The following is a 14,584-nucleotide window of genomic DNA, read 5'->3' as shown; positions in this document are numbered from 1 at the left end:
TGCGTTTCGGGACAGGCATAATGATTTGACGATGACGGAGGATTGTCAATTATGGCCGCAGAGGACGACAAGCCCAAGGGTGTGACGGGCAAGGGGAATGCGGCGAAATCGGGCAATCGTCCAAAGGCCGGTAAAGCGGCCCCGACGACCACCGAATCGCCCGCCGTGGAAAAGGCTGCGGCCACGAAGCCTGCGGAAAAGCCCGTGCGGAAGCGTGTCGCGAAGCCCAAAATCGAGACGGCATCGGTCGATCAGATGCTGACCCCTGCCAAGCCCGCATTGGCCAAGCCCGCCAGCGTTTCGGCCAGCAAGAAGCCGGGTGCGCGCAATGGTCTGGGCCGCACGCATACGACCGCCCGCGTCGATACCCGGACCTCGCTGCACCGCAAGCCCAGAAAGAAGCCGGCCCCGGTGGCAGAGCCGGTCGCGCCGGTCGCGCCCGCCGAGATCTTGGCCCCTGTCGCGCCGCCCTCGCGCCCGCCAGCCACTGTGCAGGGCGACGCACCGCATAGCCACACCACCGCCGAATTCATGGAGGCGGCTTTTGGCGAACATAGCCGCCTGCCCGAACAACTGGTCCAGAACATCGAGAGGATCGAATCGCTGACCCAGCGGCTGCTGGGTGCGCTGGCCCTGCGTCGGCCCAAGAATCCCGGAGTCGAGGGGCCGGGGGCCGACCTGTTCACCACCGCCGCCGCCGCCTGGGTCAAGCTGGTGGCCGAGCAGCCCGAACGGGTGATGGAACAGCAGGTCAGCTATTGGGGCGAAACCCTGCGCCATTTCGCTGAGGCACAGGCTGCGCTGGCGCGCGGCACCTTCCGCGCCCCGCCCGATGAGGGCCCCAAGGATCGCCGCTTTGCCAACCCGCTTTGGGAAAGCCACCCGTTCTTCAACTTCGTCAAGCGCCAGTACCAGATCAATGCCGAGGCGATGCAGAAGGCGGCCTCGGATCTGGATGTCTCGGAAATGTCCGATCGGCGTCGGATCGAATGGTTCACCCGCCAGATGATCGACATGATGGCGCCGACGAATTTTCTGGCCACCAATCCCGACGCGCTGGAAAAGGCCTTGGCGACCGAAGGCGAAAGTCTGGTCAAGGGGCTGGAGAATCTGGTCCGCGATGTCGAACAGCATGGCGGCGAATTCATCGTCTCGCTGGCCGATCGCGATGCTTTCCGGGTGGGTGAGGATATCGGCACCACGCCGGGCACCGTGGTCGCCCGCACCAAACTTTATGAGCTGATCCAGTACAAGCCAACGACGGAAACGGTGCATGCGATTCCGCTGGTGATCTTTCCGCCATGGATCAACAAATTCTACATCCTCGACCTGAAGGCGCAGAACAGCCTGATCAAATGGATCGTCGATCAGGGCTACACGCTGTTCGTCGTTTCGTGGAAGAACCCCGGACCGGGCTATGGCGATATCGGGATGGACGATTACGTCTCGGCCTATCTGGACGTGTTCGACCGGGTGCTGGACCTGACCGATCAGCCCAAGCTGAACGTGGTTGGCTATTGCATCGCGGGCACGACACTGGCGATGACACTGGCGCTGCTGAAACAGCGAGGCGACGACCGGGTCAATTCGGCGACGTTCTTTACCACGCTGACCGATTTCTCGGATCAGGGCGAGTTCACCGCCTTCCTGCAAGAGGACTTCGTGTCCGGCATCGAGTCCGAGGCCGGGCGCAGCGGTGTGCTGGCCTCGCAACTGATGGCGCGGACTTTCAGTTTTCTGCGCGCCAATGATCTGGTCTGGGCGCCGGCAATCCGCAGCTACATGCTGGGCGAACGTCCTCCGGCCTTTGACCTGTTGTTCTGGAACGGCGACGGCACCAACCTGCCGGGCCGGATGGCGGTCGAGTATCTGCGCGGGTTGTGCCAGCGCAACGCCTTTGTCGGCGAGGGGTTCGAACTGTTCGGCCAGTCGCTGAGCGTGCGCGATGTGACTGTGCCGCTGTGCGCCATTGCTTGCGAAAGCGACCATATCGCGCCCGCACGGGACAGTTGGCGCGGCGTGGCGATGATGGGTTCGACGGACAAGACCTTCATCCTGTCCGAATCGGGCCATATCGCCGGGATCATCAATCCGCCGGGCAAAAAGAAATACGGCCACTACGTTTCGGCTCAGGGCTTCCAGCACGGGTTCGACGCCTGGCGCGAGGGAGGTGAGTTCCGCGAGGGCAGCTGGTGGCCGGAATGGGACAAATGGCTGGCGCCGCAATCGGGCGAACAGGTTGCTGCCCGCGATCCGGGCGAGGGGCTGGGACCAGCACCGGGGACCTATGTCCACGAGCGGTCCTGAAAAGAAATGCTGCATCGCAGCGAAATCTGTTGAAATGCTGCAGCGCAGCATTTATATTCGAAGCTGTAGAGTTTAACCGGCGCTCCAGCACTCTGCGCCTATCCAGGAGACGGACTATGGCCAAGGCCCCAGACTTCACGAAGACCTTTCAGGAAATGATCGCTAAATTCCCGGTGGACACCTCGTCCTTCCAGGACGCGTTCAAATCGCAGACCGCGCTGGGCGAGAAAATGGCCAAGGTTGCCCTGGCCGCAGCCGAGCGTTCGACCGAGATCACCTCGCAATGGGCTAAGGACACCATCGCCCGCATGGGTGAACTGGCCAGCTCGAAGGACGAACCGGCGGAATACGCCAAGGCCGTCAGCGACTTCGCGACCGCCGCCGCCGAAATGGCAGCCGAGCACATGGCCGCCTTTGCCGAAGTGGCCAAGAAGGTCCAGATGGACACCGTCGACCTGATGCTGACCGCTGGCAAGGATCTGGCCTCTGACGCCCAGAAGGCCGCTGAGACCGCCACGCGCGAAACTCAGGCTGCTGTCAAGAAAGCCGCCGCGGCTGCTGCTTCGGCCGCCAAGGTCTGAGGGACGGAACATCGTAGGGAAGGGGGGCAGGCGACTGCTCCCCTTTTTTCATATCCGGGTCATGATGCGGTCGCGGCGATTTTCTTTGCAATTCCGCAACCGTTTTTTCATCATGCTGCAAATGCATAGCCGGAGGAGACATGGCCGAGGTTGACAACACGTCGCCACTTTTGATCAAGCGCTACGCGAGCCGCCGTCTCTATAACACCGAGACCAGCGATTACGTCACGCTTGAGGATGTCGCGATTTTGATCCGCAAAGGGCGGCAGGTCCAGATCGTGGACCTGAAATCCGGCGACGACCTGACGCGCCAGTATCTTCTGCAGATCATCGCCGAGCATGAAAGCCGCGGCGAGAACGTCCTGCCGATTGAGGTGCTGACCGATCTGGTGCGCAGCTACACCACGCAGGCTCAGTCCGTCGTGCCGCAATTCCTTGCCGCCAGCTTCGAGATCCTGCGCGAGGGTCAGTCCAAGCTGATGGAGAACATGGCGACTTTCCCGAACCCGATGTCCACGATGCCGGGCTTTGAGGCGCTGCAGCGTCAGCAGCAGATGTTCCTGCGCGCCATGACCGCCGGCTGGGCCGGCAGCAGCGGCCCCGAGCCGGAAGGCGACGCCGAGGTCGGCAAGCCCCCTTCCGGTGGCAAGACTGCAGCTTCGGCCGACATGGATGAAATCCGTCGTCAACTTGCCGAGCTACAGAAGCGAATTTCCAAGCTGTGACCGCTTGCACAGGCCCGTCGATCACGCTAGACGGGCCTCCACGGACAGTTGGCCGAGTGGTCGAAGGCGCACGCCTGGAAAGTGTGTAGGCGGGGAACCGTCTCGAGGGTTCGAATCCCTCACTGTCCGCCATAATCTCCTGATTAATCAATAAATATCAGATAGATAGAAGCACAGTGGAGCTGCCTCAGATTACACATGAGGTTACACACACGTGCAACTCCTTTTCCAAATCGGGTCTATCTGTGCCAAGTGTCGGCACATCCAGCTCAATGGAAATATTTGGTAGTACCGTCGCCGAATTCCCGAAGATTGCCAGGACCTTCATCGTGATCCGGTGTCTCGGAAGAAGCAGACCCAACTCTTCTCTCTGAAGACCATCAACCAGACGGAAGCCAGCAAGAGGGCCAACAGCCACACACTGAGGCTGGACGCCACTTGGAAAGCCTACAGGGAGGGCATGATCTTATCCCCGGAAACTGGACCGTTTGAATTTGGAGTTTTCCGGTAGGCTTCCTTGGCTGGGAGACTGAGGAGGATCAGAAAACAGTCCGGGGGACTGTTTTCCCTACGAAGCGGAATTGGCATGAAGGCGACAAGTTTTCGGACGCACAGAAGGCGTTCATTCTGAAACAGGGCGAGGAAGGAACACCGGCCGCTGAGATCTTTCGTAAGGCCGGGATCAGCCAAGCCACCTACTTCGCTTGGAAGAAGAAGTATGCAGGGCTTCTGCCCGATGAGATGCGGCGACTGAAGCGACTCGAGGACGAGAACACATGGTTGCAGAAGATCGTGGCCGACCTCACGCTCGACCGCGAGATGCTTCAGGGATGCCATTCGGCGCAAGCTCGTTCGCCGGTTGGCTTGAACCAATGGTGCCCACCGGCTCACTCTGGTCGCATGCGCGAACTGGTTCGCGGGATGTGCAACGATTGGGCGGTATCGATCCGGACGGCTTGTGGGGCCATCGGGTTCGAGCGGTTTTCGTTTCACTACAAGTCCCGCCGCACCGATCAGGCCGCCGTGGCGAAGCGGATCGGTGAGATCTGTGAATATGAGCCGTCGAGGCGCCATCGGTCCGAGCCCGACAGCGATTGGTGTCCGGTATGGCTACCGGCGCGTCCACGTTTTGTTGGATCGTGAAGGCTGGGGCATCAACATCAAGAAAGTCTATCGTATTTACAGAGAGTTGGGGATGCAGCTCAGAAGCAAAACGCCGAAGCGGCGGGTCAAGGCAAAGCTGCGCGACGATCGCACCGAGGCCGTCGGCCCCAATGACGTTTGGGCGATGGAATGAGGCGGATCAGAAAACAGTCCGGGGGACTGTTTTCCCGCCAAATGGGCACGACCAGTTGGCGACAGGCAAGAAGCTCCGCGTCCTTACCGTCGTCGACACCTTCTCGCGGCTCACGTACCGGTGCTGGACGTGCGTCTCAGCTACCGCGGCGAGGATGTGGTCACCACCCTTGACCGCGTATGTCGGAAGATTGGCTATCCGAAGACGATCCGCGTCGATCAAGGCACCGAGTTCGTATCGCGTGATATGGACCTCTGGGCCTACCAACGCGGCGTCATTCTGGACTTCTCGCGCCCAGGAAAGCCGACCGACAACGCCTTCATTTTACGTCGGGAAAACAGTCCCCCGGACTGTTTTTTGATCCCCCCTCACCTTCAATGGCCGGTTCCGAACCGAATGCCTGAACCAGCACTGGTTCATGACCCTTGCAGACGCGGCGGAAAAGCTGGAGGCTTGGCGTAGATGCTATAACGAAGAACGGCCACACGGCGCGATCGGCAACAAGGTCCCGATCATGCTGACGAAACCAGGGGGCGCAACCCGCCCGTCACCCTGAGCGAGGTCGAAAAACTCTGCCTTCGGGCGGGCCAAGGTCGGGGATCAGAGCAGGAGAGCAGGCTCTCCCCAGCCTCTTTGGGCCACCTTTCGAGTTCCGTCTTTCCCGGTCCGATCATGGCTGTCACTGCGGCCTTGACCACTGGGCGGGGCGCCCCCTCCACCTGATTTAGATTTCCTTCCGGCAATCCGGTGTTGGTGATGTGGTGGAGAATGGTCAGTTGTGATGCCTTGATGTCCAACTCAACGACAGAAAGGCCATCTATCAGGATCTGCTTGCGTTGCTCTGGCTTGACGCTTTGGAAATCCCCATTAAGCCGACCTCCCTTATTGAAGTTGCAGGATTTGGTATCTGCTAGGTTGAAGACCCTGCGAACCTCTGGGAACGGAATGCCGCTGAAGGTGTGGCGCGCATAGATGGCGTAGATCCGCTTCATCTCAGCAGCGAGTGCATTTACCTTGCCGAACTTGGGCAGAGGAAGCGGCTTCAGCTTCGCTCGGCCCGATCTGGATGGGCAAGGCATAACCGCAATCGTCGCCCAGCTAGTCGAGGTAGGGTTTGTTGCGATCTATTTCGGCTGGACGGTGAACCGGCCGACTTCTGAGCAGGAGTCAGATATCAGGTCCGGATCGTGTTTCGCTTAATATTTTCAGGATTGTACGAGCTGGTGGCCGATGAGGTCCGGCTGGGCAGTTCAGCAGGAGGACCGTGATCGGCGTGTGGGCGTTAGCTAGGCTGTCGCAAGATGCTTGGGACGCGCCGCACGCTGAGGCATGCCGATCCTTCCAGGCAGAGCTCAAGTGATCAGAAGCGCCTGATCATGATTCCCGATCATGCAACAGGTGTACAGGGCGGCATATATCGAATGGTCATTCCGCTGGTTGCAGCAGCCCTGAGCCTGTCTGCTTTATAGATCTCAGGCCAATGGCAAGAAAGCCGCCCTTTCGGGCGGCTTTCCGGTCTTTCTGTCCCTCGGCTGCGGATCAGCAGCTGTAATACATCGCGTATTCGATCGGGTGGGGGGTGTGCTCGTAGGCGTAGACTTCTTCCCACTTCAGCTTGATGTAGCCTTCCAGCTGATCGCGGGTGAACACGTCGCCGGCGAGCAGGAAGTCCATGTCCTTCTCAAGCTCTTCCAGCGCCTCGCGGAGCGAACCGCAGACGGTCGGGATCTCGGCCAGCTCTTCCGGCGGCAGATCGTAGAGGTCCTTGTCCGAAGCCGGACCCGGATCGATCTTGTTCTTGATGCCGTCGATACCTGCCATCAGCAAGCCGGCAAAGGCCAGATAGGGGTTGGCCGACGGATCGGGGAAACGGGCTTCGACGCGCTTGGCTTTCGGCGATTCCGTCCACGGAATCCGCACTGCGCCCGAGCGGTTGCGGGCCGAATAGGCCAGCAGAACCGGTGCCTCAAAGCCCGGGATCAGGCGTTTGTAGCTGTTGGTGCCCGGGTTGGTCAGGGCATTCAGCGCCTTGGCATGCTTGATGATGCCACCGATGAACCAGAGCGCTTCTTGGCTCAGGTCGGCATATTTGTCGCCGGCGAAGAGCGGCTTGCCGTCTTTCCAGATCGACATGTTCACGTGCATGCCCGAGCCGTTGTCGCCTTTCATCGGCTTCGGCATGAAAGTCGCCGATTTGCCGTAGGCGGCAGCCACGTTGTGGATGACGTATTTGTATTTCTGGATGTTGTCGGCCTGCTGAACCAGCCCGCCGAAGATCATGCCCAGCTCGTGCTGCGCGGTCGCAACCTCGTGGTGGTGCTTGTCGACCTTGATGCCCATGCGCTTCATGGTCGAGAGCATCTCGCCGCGGATGTCCTGAGCGGCGTCGATCGGGTTCACCGGGAAGTAGCCGCCCTTATGGGCTGCGCGGTGGCCGAGGTTGCCGTCCTCATAGGAGGAATCGGTGTTCCAGGCGGCGTCGACGGCGTCGATCTCGAACGAGACTTTCTGCGGCGTGATCTGGTACTTCACGTCGTCGAACAGGAAGAACTCAGCTTCCGGGCCGAAATAGGCCACGTCGCCGATGCCCGAGGCCTTCAGATAGGCTTCGGCCTTGACGGCGGTGCCGCGCGGGTCGCGCGAATAGGCTTCGCCAGTGTCCGGCTCGACCACGTTGCAATGCACGCAGAGAGTTTTTTCAGCGTAGAACGGGTCGATGTAAGCCGAGGCCGGGTCCAGGATCAGCTTCATGTCGGACTGGTCGATGGACTTCCAGCCAGCGATCGACGAACCGTCGAACATGAAGCCTTCCTCGAAGAAGTCTTCGTCGACGAGGTCGGCGACCAGCGTCACGTGCTGCAGCTTGCCCTTGGGATCGGTGAAGCGAACGTCGACATATTCGACATCCTCCGCCTTCATCAGATCCAGTACGTCCTTGACTTGCATTGGATTCCTTCCTCCATTCAGTCGGCCCGACCGCCGCGGCCGGACAGGGTAAAATGTGCGGGCCGGCCTAGGCCGACCCCGTCATGCCATCGCGAGAAGATCAGACCGCGTCGTCGCCGGTTTCACCGGTACGGATGCGGATCGCCTGTTCAACCGGAAGGATGAAGATCTTGCCGTCGCCGATCTTTTCGGTGCGCGCGGCGGAAATGATGGCGTCGACGGCGACTTCCACCAGATCGTCGGGCAGGACCATCTCGATCTTCACCTTGGGCAGGAAGTCGACGACATATTCGGCACCACGGTACAGTTCGGTGTGACCTTTCTGGCGGCCGAAACCTTTGACTTCGGTGACAGAGAGGCCTTGGACGCCCACTTCCTGAAGCGCTTCTTTCACATCATCCAGCTTGAAGGGCTTGATGATGGCTTCGACTTTCTTCATCGCCTGTTCCTTCCTCGCGACTTGCCTGCGATCTGATTGGCGGGTTTGATGGGGATCGTCCATGCGGCTTGATGGGGAAAGCAGCATGGAAACTCTGAAACAGGTCTGGTTGCAATAAATTTGTGCAAAAGGCCCAATGGATGTGCAGTGGATATGGGCAGCTCTTCGCCGATCCTGACGACTCGACAGATGCGCGCGGTCGAAGAGGCCGCGATTTCGAGCGGGGTCGAGACCGGCAGCAGCCTGATGGAGCAGGCTGGCCGGGCCGCGGCATTGGCAATAGCCGCGCATTGGCCCGATTTCGTGGCAGCTGGACGCGAGGCGCTGATTCTGTGTGGTCCGGGCAATAATGGCGGTGACGGTTATGTCATTGCACGCCATCTTGCCGGGTTTGGCTGGCCGGTGCGGGTGGCGGCGCTTGCCGCGCCCTCGACCATCGAGGCCGAGGGCGCGGCCGCCCTCTGGCGGGGCGAAACCAGCGGCATCGGCGGGATTTCCATGGCGCCCGGGCGTAGCATCGGGCTGTGCATCGACGCGCTGTTCGGGACCGGGATCACGCGCCCGCTTGGTCCGGAAATTGCCGGGCTGTTGCGGGGCATCGCGGCGTCGGGCTGCCCCATCGCCGCGGTCGATATACTCAGCGGGATCTGCGCGACCAGCGGCCGGGTTCTGGGCGATCTGCGTCTGCCCGAGGCCGAACTGACCGTCACCTTTCACCGACCCAAACTGGGCCATGTCCTGTCCGATGGTGGGGCGCTGAGCGGGTTGGTTCAGGTCTGCGACATCGGGCTTGAACCGTGGAGCGAGGCCGCAGGAGACAGTGTCGTGCTGGCCGGTCCCTCGGAGCAGCTTCTCAAGCGCGGCGGGCATAAATACGGATATGGCCATGCGATGGTGCTGGCCGGAGGCACGGGCAAAGGTGGTGCGGCGCGGCTTGCAGCGCGTGCGGCGCTGCGCGTGGGGGCGGGACTGGTGACTCTGGCGCCGCCGCCCGAGGCCTTGCCCGAGAACGCGGCAAGGCTGGATGCGATCATGCTGGACGCGCTGCCCGATGCCGAGGCGCTGCTGCAGCGCCTGCGCGATCCGCGGATCAATGCCCTTTGTCTGGGGCCGGGGCTGGGGCTTGCACGGGCGCGGGCGCTGGTCGTCGCGGCGCTGGAATCGGGTCGGGCAATGGTGCTTGATGCCGATGCCCTGACCGCCTTTTCCGATGGACCTGACGGGCTGTTTTCTCAGCTGCATGAAGGCGTTGTTCTGACGCCGCATGATGGTGAATTCGCGCGGTTGTTTCCCGATCTGGCCCGCAAGTTGCGCGACGAGGCGACACGAGGCCCGGCAATCTCGCGTCTGGATGCGGTGCGGCTGGCGGCGGCACGGTCCGGCGCGACCGTACTGCTGAAGGGACCGGATACGGTGATCTCCTCGCCCGAGGGGCGGGGCGTCGTGGCTGCGGCGACAGGCGCGAATGCCGCGCCGTGGTTGGCGACGGCGGGGTCGGGGGACGTGTTGGCCGGGCTGATCACCGGCCTTCTGGCGCGTGGCTTCGCGCCACTGGATGCGGCGTCGCAGGCGGCCTGGTTGCATGCCGAATCCGCGCGCTGCTTCGGTCCGGGTCTGATCGCCGAGGACCTGCCCGAGACCCTGCCGCAGGTGCTGCGCGCCATTGCGGGGCAGGGCGCGCATTTTCCCCCTCGCATCCCCCCAGAGCCTTTGCTATGAGCGCGATGTGAGATGCGGGTGTGGCGAAATTGGCAGACGCACCAGATTTAGGTTCTGGCGCCGCAAGGCGTGGGGGTTCAAGTCCCTCCACCCGCACCACGAAAACCCATGAGCGACACCACCTGACAACCCGCGCCCCGCGCGGGTTTTGTGCGTTTTGCGCATGCGGTTTGACGGTTGTCCGATAAGCTGATTTCCGCCGGTCCGGACTTATCCCATCACAATATTTTGCCTTTTGTCTCAATACGATGACTGTTAGGTCAGCCGCTCTTATCGAGTGGAGAATAAACAATGAAATTGGCATCTTTCGCGATCATCGCAGGTCTGGCCGCTACTGCTGCAAACGCTGGTGGCTATGCAGCCCCCGTCGTCGAAGCCCCGGTGACCCCGATCGTCGAAGCGCCGGTTGAAGCCTCGGCTGACTGGACCGGCTTCTACGCCGGTGTGCAGTACGGCAAAGGCAATGGCGAATTCAGCTATGCTGGTGAGTCGGCCGACGAAGACATGGACGGCTACGGCGTGCACGCCGGCTACATGCGCGACTTCGGTCAGTTCGTCCTGGGCGGCGAGCTTGACTACAACCGCATCAGCCTCGACGAATCCGACGAGGACGGCGACCTGTACCGTCTACGCGGCCGCGCTGGCTACGACCTGGGCAAGTTCCTGCCCTACGCCACCCTGGGTGTTGCCCAACTGGAGCTTGGCGATCTGTCGGAAACCGGCATGACCTACGGCATCGGCGCCGACTACATGATCAACGACAAATTCACCGTTGGCGCGGAATACACCCGCAACGACTTCAAAGACGTTGACGGCGTTGACAACGCGGATCTGGACACCGACCTGTTCCAAGTTCGCGCGTCGTACCGCTTCTGATAGAACCTCAAGGTTCTGTCGAAAACGCCCCCCTTGTGGGGGCGTTTTTTTATGCGTGACGCAATTGCCGCAGGGCGTCAGGCAACGAAAAAGGCCGCCCCCGAAGGGACGGCCTTAATTTCCGGCTGATCGCTGGGATCAGAGCGTGTCCAGAGCCTCGATGGCTTTTTCCAGCTCTTCCTTGGTGACCGATTTGTCGGCAACCTTGGCGCCTTCGACGATGTGGTCGACGACCTTGTCTTCGAAGATCGGGGCGCGCAGCTGTTGCTGGGCTTGCGGGTTCTGCTGGATGAACTCGAAGAACGCACGCTCTTGGCCCGGATACTGACGGGCCTGACGCAGGACGGCCTGGGTCATTTCCTGGTCGGAGACGGTGATCTCGGCTTTCTGGCCGATTTCAGCCAGCAGCAGGCCCAGACGGACGCGGCGCTCGGCAAGCGACTTGTGCTCTTCGGTCGGCTCGATCTCGCCATGGTTATGGCCGTGATCTTCCGGGTTTTCCTCGTGCCACAGCTGGTGGGCGATCTGGGCAGCCTCGGCTTCGACCAGCGATTCCGGCAGGTCGAACTTGACCAGGCCGTCCAGCTTGTCCAGCAGGGCGCGCTTCAGGATCTGGCGCGAAGCACCTTTGAACTCGGCCTCCAGACGCTCACGGATCTGGGTCTTCAGGGCTTCCAGATCGTCGGCGCCGAATTTCTTGGCCAGCTCGTCGTCCAGCTCGGCCGGTTTCGGAGCCTTCACCGCCTTGACGGTGGTTTCAAAGATCGCGTCTTTGCCCTTCAGGGTCGGGTGGCCGTAATCCTCGGGGAATTTCACCTCGACCTTGACTTCTTCACCGGCTTTGGCGCCGACCAGTTGGTCTTCGAAGCCGGGGATGAAGCTGCCCGAGCCCAGGACCAGCGGGTAGTCCTCGGCGGTGCCGCCTTCGAAGGCTTCGCCATCGACCATGCCTTTGAAGTCGATCACAAGCTGATCGCCGTCTTTGGCTTTGGTGCCTTTCTTGCGGTCCTCGAAGGACTGCGCGTTCTTGGCGAGGTTTTCCAGCGCCTCGGTCACTTGCTCGTCGCTGGCCGCAACGACCAGGCGCTCAAGCTCGACGCCCGAGAGGTCGGCTTCCGGGATGGCGGGCAGGGCTTCGTACGAGACGGTGACGACGACATCGTCGCCTTCTTTCCAGGTCTCGCCGTTGACCATTTCGACCTTCGGCTGCAGGGCCGGACGGTCGCCCGAGGTTTCCAGATGGCCGCGCAGCGCCGCGTCGATGGCTTCCTGCATGGCGTCGCCCAGGATGCGTTGGCCGAATTGCTTCTTCAGCATCGCCATCGGGACTTTGCCTTTGCGGAAGCCCTTGATCTCGACTTCGGGCTGGGCCTCTTTCAGCTTCGCTTCAACCTGCGCAGCCAGATCGGCCGCCGGCAGGGTGAATTCGTAGCCGCGCTTCAGCCCTTCGTTCTGGGTTTCCTTGACCTGCATTTGCGTTCCTTCATCCAACCTGAATGCGGGAAGGGATATGCCCCTTGCGGCACGCAGGCCCATGCCTCGCGCCCCCCGCCGTGTTTCAGCGCGCTAGGTATGGGATTTTGCCGCCCATAGCAAGAAGCAAGGCGGTCGCAGACCCCTTCGCACCCCGATTTGACCGGTCGATTTCAGCGTTCTGCACGTGCTGGCAAAGGGCAGGGCGCGTGCCCATAGCGGGGGCGGGATTTGGCGCGTCAAAAAATCGGGGGCGGCGCGTTTTTTCCGCTTGCGCCCATTTCGTGCCCCCCCTATACGACGCCCCACGGAACGGCGGCGACGCCTTCCAGACCTCACGGTGGGGCCATAGCTCAGTTGGTAGAGCGCTTGAATGGCATTCAAGAGGTCAGGGGTTCGACTCCCCTTGGCTCCACCAAAAAATCCTTCAGATAATACAGACAGATACGCGCATTAGCGCGCATTTGGCATGTCCGCGTTCCGGTTGCGTCAGGGGCTGCGGGCTGTCTTGGCATGTCCGGAAAAGAAATATGACGGGACGACAAGAATGCGGATTTTTCCGCTTGCGCCCGTCGGTCCCTCCCCATATAGACGCCCCACGGAACGGCGGCGACGCCTTCCAGACCTCCGGTGGGGCCATAGCTCAGTTGGTAGAGCGCTTGAATGGCATTCAAGAGGTCAGGGGTTCGACTCCCCTTGGCTCCACCAAATTCATCTCGACATTGATATGAACCGACCCTGACGGGTCCCGCGTCTACAGCCTGTGCATGCGTGGATCGTGATCGGCGGGCCCGGCATATTCGTCATCCTGCGGGTCCTCGCCCGTATCCGGGTCGCGAGGAGCGGCGTGGAAGGGGCGTTTGGCGGCCTGCGGATCAGCGGGCGCGCGGCGATCGATGATGTCGCGCACCAGATCTGCCGCTTCACCGAATTCCTTCACAATGGCACTGGTCTGCGCCGCGACCCCGCGAAAGCCGGTGACGGCCGAGGTGACCGTGCGCATCACGTTGTCGACGCTGTTGGTCAGCGTGGCGGTGTTCGATTCGATCTCTTCCATCAGGCTGCGGCGCTGAGGGCGCGGGCCAAGCGGCTCGGGCTCACGCGGGCTTTCCGGTGGGGTGGACAGATGCATGCGCGGCTGCGGAGCGTCTTCGGGGCGGTAGGGTTCGCGGCGCGGGTGGTTGCGCCCGGATGTGCCCAGAAGATGCCGCGCGGCGATCACGGTTCCAGCAGTCAATGCGGCAGCGGCAAGGCCGGTCCCGCCCCAGACAATCCATTTCGCCAGCGGCGAAGGACGAGGGTAGGCCCGCCGTCCATCGGGCGACACATCCCCATGCGGCGGGATCGGGCGATAATCGGCGCGGTCCTCATGCGGGCGGTGGCCTTCGGGCACGGGGCGCGGCCCGAAACGGGTCTGACTGGTCACGTCGGCCTCAGTTTGGGACCGGTCCAGGTCGTCGCGGTGCTCGTCGAAGGGCGGCTGATGGCTCATCGGTCTGATCCTCTGCGAAGCTCGCTTTCGGGATCTCAACCCCCAAGCAGGGGGAATGTTCCGCCGTGCCCGCGGCGGGGCAAGCATGAAAAAACGCGCCGGGTTGCGGCGCGTTCTTCGATTTTTTATCGGAAAAGCAGCGATTAGTTCGCGGCTTCGTCGTCGTCGCGACCGGCCGAGCCGATTTCGTCGAACAGTTCCGCGATCTCGAAATCGGCGGCGGCGTCTTCTTCCGCGGCCAGTTCCTGGATCGATTTGCCCGAGGCTTGCAGCTGCGCTTCTTCGGTCGAGCGGGCGACGTTCAGAACGATCGTCGCATCGACTTCCGGGTGCAGGTGGACGCGAACGTCGTGCAGGCCCAGATCCTTGATCGGCGCGGTCAGGACAACCTGACGACGGTCGACCGCGAACCCTTCGGCAGCAGCGGCTTCAGCGGCGTCACGCGGGGTGACCGAACCGTAAAGCGCACCGGCGTCCGAGGCCGAGCGGATGATGATGAAGGTCTGGCCGTCGAGTTTCTCGGCGACTTTCTGGGCTTCCGCACGGGTCTCGTCGTTGCGGACGGCCAGGTCGGCCTTCTGAGCTTCGAACGCCTTGACGTTGGCGTCCGAGGCGCGCAGCGCCTTGCCTTGCGGCAGCAGGAAGTTGCGTGCAAAGCCGTCTTTGACTTTGACGACTTCGCCCATCTGGCCCAGTTTGGCCACACGTTCCAGCAGGATGACTTGCATG

At 61.8% G+C, this 14,584-nt stretch carries 12 protein-coding genes, 4 tRNA genes and 1 pseudogene; 11 read left to right on the top strand and 6 right to left on the bottom strand.

Translation table 11 applies throughout. From position 1 onward, the window contains the following. Positions 1 to 51 precede the first annotated feature (51 nt). The 6 genes and pseudogenes from GL300_RS10495 (at position 52) to GL300_RS10475 (ending at position 5,466) form a co-directional block, all read left to right on the top strand. On the top strand, positions 52 to 2,307 hold the full coding sequence (locus tag GL300_RS10495) for a class I poly(R)-hydroxyalkanoic acid synthase (protein WP_155039583.1): 2,256 nt from the start codon (positions 52 to 54) through the stop codon (positions 2,305 to 2,307). Between the two features lie 116 nt (positions 2,308 to 2,423). Continuing rightward, positions 2,424 to 2,888, top strand: coding sequence for a phasin family protein (locus tag GL300_RS10490; protein ID WP_155039582.1), 465 nt, complete (start codon positions 2,424 to 2,426; stop codon positions 2,886 to 2,888). A 140-nt stretch (positions 2,889 to 3,028) separates the two neighbouring features. Further along, positions 3,029 to 3,613 (top strand): polyhydroxyalkanoate synthesis repressor PhaR, encoded by a 585-nt coding sequence (gene phaR / locus GL300_RS10485; RefSeq protein WP_155039581.1) that lies wholly within the window; start codon positions 3,029 to 3,031, stop codon positions 3,611 to 3,613. A gap of 42 nt (positions 3,614 to 3,655) precedes the next feature. Next, positions 3,656 to 3,745: transfer RNA gene (locus GL300_RS10480), tRNA-Ser, on the top strand. 169 nt (positions 3,746 to 3,914) lie between these two features. After that, on the top strand, positions 3,915 to 4,124 hold the full coding sequence (locus tag GL300_RS27425) for a hypothetical protein (protein ID WP_394207014.1): 210 nt from the start codon (positions 3,915 to 3,917) through the stop codon (positions 4,122 to 4,124). Positions 4,125 to 4,237: 113 nt separating this feature from the next. Next, positions 4,238 to 5,466 (top strand): annotated as a pseudogene (locus GL300_RS10475) (IS3 family transposase). On the opposite strand, the gene GL300_RS10470 reads toward GL300_RS10475, so the two are convergent. From GL300_RS10470 to GL300_RS10460, 3 genes are all read right to left on the bottom strand, one after another. Then, positions 5,423 to 5,902: a hypothetical protein gene (locus tag GL300_RS10470; protein ID WP_155039580.1), complete on the bottom strand. Its 480-nt coding sequence runs from the start codon at positions 5,900 to 5,902 to the stop codon at positions 5,423 to 5,425. The pseudogene GL300_RS10475 and the gene GL300_RS10470 overlap by 44 nt on opposite strands. A gap of 547 nt (positions 5,903 to 6,449) precedes the next feature. Continuing rightward, a complete protein-coding gene (gene glnA, locus GL300_RS10465; RefSeq protein ID WP_155039579.1) occupies positions 6,450 to 7,856 on the bottom strand; it encodes a type I glutamate--ammonia ligase in 1,407 nt (468 codons plus the stop codon). Positions 7,857 to 7,956: 100 nt separating this feature from the next. Continuing rightward, positions 7,957 to 8,295, bottom strand: a complete 339-nt coding sequence (locus GL300_RS10460; protein ID WP_028717789.1) for a P-II family nitrogen regulator — start codon at positions 8,293 to 8,295, stop codon at positions 7,957 to 7,959. 153 nt (positions 8,296 to 8,448) lie between these two features. On the opposite strand from GL300_RS10460, the gene GL300_RS10455 reads away from it, so the two are divergent. The 3 genes from GL300_RS10455 (at position 8,449) to GL300_RS10445 (ending at position 10,890) form a co-directional block, all read left to right on the top strand. After that, the gene (locus GL300_RS10455; RefSeq protein ID WP_155039578.1) at positions 8,449 to 10,014 is read left to right on the top strand and encodes an NAD(P)H-hydrate dehydratase; all 1,566 of its coding nucleotides are present in this window, start codon (positions 8,449 to 8,451) and stop codon (positions 10,012 to 10,014) included. Between the two features lie 14 nt (positions 10,015 to 10,028). Then, positions 10,029 to 10,113, top strand: a tRNA-Leu gene (locus GL300_RS10450). Positions 10,114 to 10,305: 192 nt separating this feature from the next. After that, positions 10,306 to 10,890 carry an outer membrane protein gene (locus tag GL300_RS10445; protein ID WP_155039577.1) on the top strand — a complete coding sequence of 195 codons (585 nt, stop codon included), beginning with the start codon at positions 10,306 to 10,308 and terminating at the stop codon, positions 10,888 to 10,890. 138 nt (positions 10,891 to 11,028) lie between these two features. Here the strand turns inward: GL300_RS10445 and tig are convergent, their stop codons facing one another. Then, on the bottom strand, positions 11,029 to 12,363 hold the full coding sequence (gene tig / locus GL300_RS10440) for a trigger factor (protein ID WP_155039576.1): 1,335 nt from the start codon (positions 12,361 to 12,363) through the stop codon (positions 11,029 to 11,031). Between the two features lie 342 nt (positions 12,364 to 12,705). Here tig and GL300_RS10435 point away from each other — a divergent pair. Both GL300_RS10435 and GL300_RS10430 read left to right on the top strand, forming a co-directional pair. After that, positions 12,706 to 12,781, top strand: a tRNA-Ala gene (locus GL300_RS10435). A 214-nt stretch (positions 12,782 to 12,995) separates the two neighbouring features. After that, positions 12,996 to 13,071: transfer RNA gene (locus tag GL300_RS10430), tRNA-Ala, on the top strand. 46 nt (positions 13,072 to 13,117) lie between these two features. Here GL300_RS10430 and GL300_RS10425 read toward each other — a convergent pair. Further along, positions 13,118 to 13,855, bottom strand: a complete 738-nt coding sequence (locus tag GL300_RS10425) for a hypothetical protein (protein ID WP_155039575.1) — start codon at positions 13,853 to 13,855, stop codon at positions 13,118 to 13,120. A gap of 143 nt (positions 13,856 to 13,998) precedes the next feature. Beyond that, complete coding sequence (gene rplI, locus GL300_RS10420; protein ID WP_155039574.1) at positions 13,999 to 14,583, bottom strand: 50S ribosomal protein L9; 585 nt, start codon at positions 14,581 to 14,583, stop codon at positions 13,999 to 14,001. Position 14,584: the final 1 nt, after the last annotated feature.

Origin of the sequence: Paracoccus litorisediminis, from assembly GCF_009711205.1 — a bacterium.
GTDB classification, from domain to species: Bacteria; Pseudomonadota; Alphaproteobacteria; order Rhodobacterales; family Rhodobacteraceae; genus Paracoccus; species Paracoccus litorisediminis.
Note: the sequence above shows the minus strand (reverse complement) of the source record. Positions and strands in the feature narration are given on the sequence as shown.